Source organism: Vibrio sp. 10N.222.46.A1 (assembly GCF_041473595.1).
GTDB lineage: Bacteria > Pseudomonadota > Gammaproteobacteria > Enterobacterales > Vibrionaceae > Vibrio > Vibrio tasmaniensis_A.
This window is the reverse complement of the sequence record NZ_JBFRSN010000684.1, coordinates 1-3,279: the sequence shown is the minus strand read 5'-3', so window position 1 is coordinate 3,279 and position 3,279 is coordinate 1. Positions and strand designations below refer to the sequence as shown.

At 42.8% G+C, this 3,279-nt stretch carries 3 protein-coding genes; all 3 read right to left on the bottom strand.

Annotated features, from left to right (window positions below):
• Window positions 1-53 precede the first annotated feature (53 nt).
• The 3 genes from AB4496_RS18320 to AB4496_RS18310 are packed head-to-tail and all read right to left on the bottom strand — an operon-like array spanning window position 54 to window position 2,776.
• Entirely contained in the window at window positions 54-284 is a 231-nt protein-coding gene (locus tag AB4496_RS18320) for a FeoC-like transcriptional regulator (RefSeq protein ID WP_009847310.1), read from the bottom strand.
• Window positions 281-2,554, bottom strand: coding sequence for a Fe(2+) transporter permease subunit FeoB (feoB, locus tag AB4496_RS18315; protein ID WP_009847311.1), 2,274 nt, complete (start codon window positions 2,552-2,554; stop codon window positions 281-283). Before feoB ends, AB4496_RS18320 begins: the two co-directional genes overlap by 4 nt.
• A complete protein-coding gene (locus tag AB4496_RS18310; RefSeq protein ID WP_004734203.1) occupies window positions 2,555-2,776 on the bottom strand; it encodes a FeoA family protein in 222 nt (73 codons plus the stop codon).
• Window positions 2,777-3,279 lie beyond the last annotated feature (503 nt).

Below are 3,279 nucleotides of genomic sequence, written 5' to 3'. Positions count from 1 at the left end.
CGGCTTTTTTATTGTCTAATCTCGTCGCTTTCAACGAGAGTATGAGACCTGAACTACATCATCACATTCAGTGACAAACCATCTTGTTTGCTGATGGTGTAGCGAATACGTGTTGTATGGCCATGCTTATTGGTGTCGACCAAGCGAGATATCTTGCCTTTCTTGACCCACACTCCCAGCATAGCATCGATACCGTCTTCACTTACCCCAAACTTAGATGCAAGCTCACTACGAGCAGCAACACCTTCGTTATCAATGTATTGATGAAGTTCAGTTAAAATCATACTACTTGCACCTCAAGTGCTTTTTGCTTACTGCCGATTTTCTTGAAGATGCGATACGTCACCACAAAACCACCAGCAATTGCCACCATCCACACAGCACTACTTACTGGGTGTACAGCGAAGTTTGCTGCTTGGTAATAGAAGGTCGCACCGAAGTAACCAAGTGCCATTGTCCAAACTGCGATGAAGCGGGCAAACGTCTGACCAAATTCACGAACATAAGCACCCATCGCTGCCACACAAGGTGTGTAAAGCAAGATTAGGATTAAGTAAGCAAACGCAGCGTGGCCTGATACAAACTTATCTTTCAAGTTACCAAAGATCGAAGTATCAACCTCTTGATCAGCAGCCACAGAACTAGAGTCAGACAAGTCACCAACTTCAATTCCTAATGGATCTGAATAGCTCAAACCAGCAAGGTTTTCAGGAATGGTCATTACAGCTTCTTCTAAACTTGCCGCTAGATCAAACTCAGCCGCTTCTTCATCAGAAGGTGTAGTGTATAAGCTATTTAGCGTACCAACCACAGCTTCTTTCGCAAAAATACCGGTAATGATACCAACCGTTGCAGGCCAGTTCTCTTCAGTAATTCCAATCGGTTGGAACACTGGAGTTACAACTTGAGCCGCTTTAGATAGCACAGAACTTTCACTGTCTTCGTTACCAAAACTGCCGTCCATACCTAATGAATTCAAGAAACTCAGAATTGCCACAACCATTACAATGGTTTTACCTGCGCCAAGCACGAAACGTTTCAGCTTCTGCCAAGTTTTCAGCATCACGTTTTGCACGGTCGGCAATTCGTAATCCGGCATTTCCATAACCAAGCTATCGCTGCTACCAGGATAGATAGTATTTTTAAGGAACAAGCCCGTAAACACAGAAGCCAGAATACCCATGATGTACAGAGCGAACACAACGTTTTGTCCAGCACCAGGAAAGAATGCAGCAGCAAACAGTGCGTATACAGGTAGACGAGCACCACATGACATAAACGGTGCCATTGATGCGGCGAGTTTACGTTCGCGCTCTTGGTCAAGAGTACGAGTTGCCATGATAGAAGGTACGTTACAGCCAAAACCCAGAACAAGTGGTACAAATGCTTTGCCCGGTAAGCCAATCTTCTGCATCACTTTATCCAGTACAAATGCGGCACGCGCCATGTAGCCTGAACTTTCTAGTACCGCTAAGAATAGGTAAAGAGCAGCGATTACCGGAATAAAGGTCGCAACCGTTTGGATACCGCCACCAATACCATCAGCAAGAACGGTGACTAGCCAAACCGGTAAGTGACCATCTAATAAGTGATGTCCGCCATCAACTAATATTGCGCCAACACCAATATCGAAGAAGTCGATAAACGCGCTACCGATATTGATAGAGAACATAAACATTAGGTACATGATGACGAAGAAGAAAGGAATCCCGACCCATTTATTCAAAATGAATTGATCGGCTTTCTCTGTGAAATTACGGCTCAGTTTGCCTTCGCTGCGACGAACTCGTTTACAAAGTTCATGTAAGAAAGTGTATTTAGCGTCAGCAACAGCAAGATCAATATCGAAATCGGCACCAAGACGCACACTATCAATTTGAGTGCGAGTTTGTGGGGCCAAACCATTCAATACCAAGTAATCATTTTCTAAAGCACGAATCGCTAGCGCTCGGTGAGATACGTCAGCATCATCAAATTGTGAATCAACAGAAGGAATAAGAGCTTCTAACGCGGCATCGTAATCAATAGAGATAGGATCAAGACTCACCCCTTGAACCAGAAGCTTATGCAAACGCTCTTTAAAACGAACCACTTGCCCTTTATCGTTTGCTGACAAGCTTAGAACCGGGCAACCTAGCTCTTTTTCTAGAGCCTTAAGATTAATCACCTGACGCTCACGCTTTAATACATCCATTTTGTTCAATACAACGATCATTGGGCGACCCAACTCTCGCAATTGTAATGTCATGTATAAGCTTCTTTCCAAACAGCTAGCATCAACAACATTGATGATCACGTCCGCTGGGTGAGTAAGCACGGCGCGTGATGCAATCGACTCATCGATACTGTTTGCATCATTGCCACTGTCTAGTGCATAAATGCCTGGTAAATCCGTTAACTGAAATTGATCACCAGCGTGCGAATATAAACCGGTTTTCTTTTCTACGGTCACACCAACCCAGTTACCAACGTGCTGTTTTGCGCCAGTTAATGCGTTAAATAATGTTGTTTTACCACTATTAGGGTTACCAACAGTAAGAACTTGATAATCCATTTAGATAACCTCGATTTGTTCTGCAATGCTTTCACGAATGGCTATAGAAACACCTCTCACTTCAACTTGAAGCGGATCACCCATAGGTGCACGACGGATAAGTGTCACCTCGGTTTTTGGCAACATGCCCATAACCATTAGTTTTTTTCTAACGTCTGGTGTTAAACCTGTAAGTGCAACAATAGAAGCCGCTTTTCCTTGCTCTAGTTGTGAGAGTTTCATAAGTACCCAGTTCGAGATTGATAATGAGAAAGATTGTTATTACCGACATAATACACGCACATACCCACAATTCTATTGTGTGAAATCAATGTTTTCGAAAATACACTCTCGTAAATTTCGTTAAAAACGTTTACGTCAAAAACGTCACTTTCAACAATTAGTGGGGACTACCTTACTAGTACGCGTCAACCAGAAAACAATAAGACAATAATAATCAACAACTTATAATAATGTCGGTTTTCTCACAGTCATCTGTCGTTAATTTTATAAGCAAAACAAGTCGCTACCCGTATAGTTACTCCATCGAAGAGAAACTCTTTCTCTTTAATTTTATTCCAGAGGTGATGTGGCTTGCCATATCACTCCGGCAGCAAGCGAAGGTGTCATTGGCACCCGTGGTATAGTCCCCCCGGCTATACCACGATATTTTTTTTCTTCCTTTTGTTTTAACCCAAAAACCTTTTTAAACTCCCCCAACTATCGTTATATCTCGTATCTCGTAT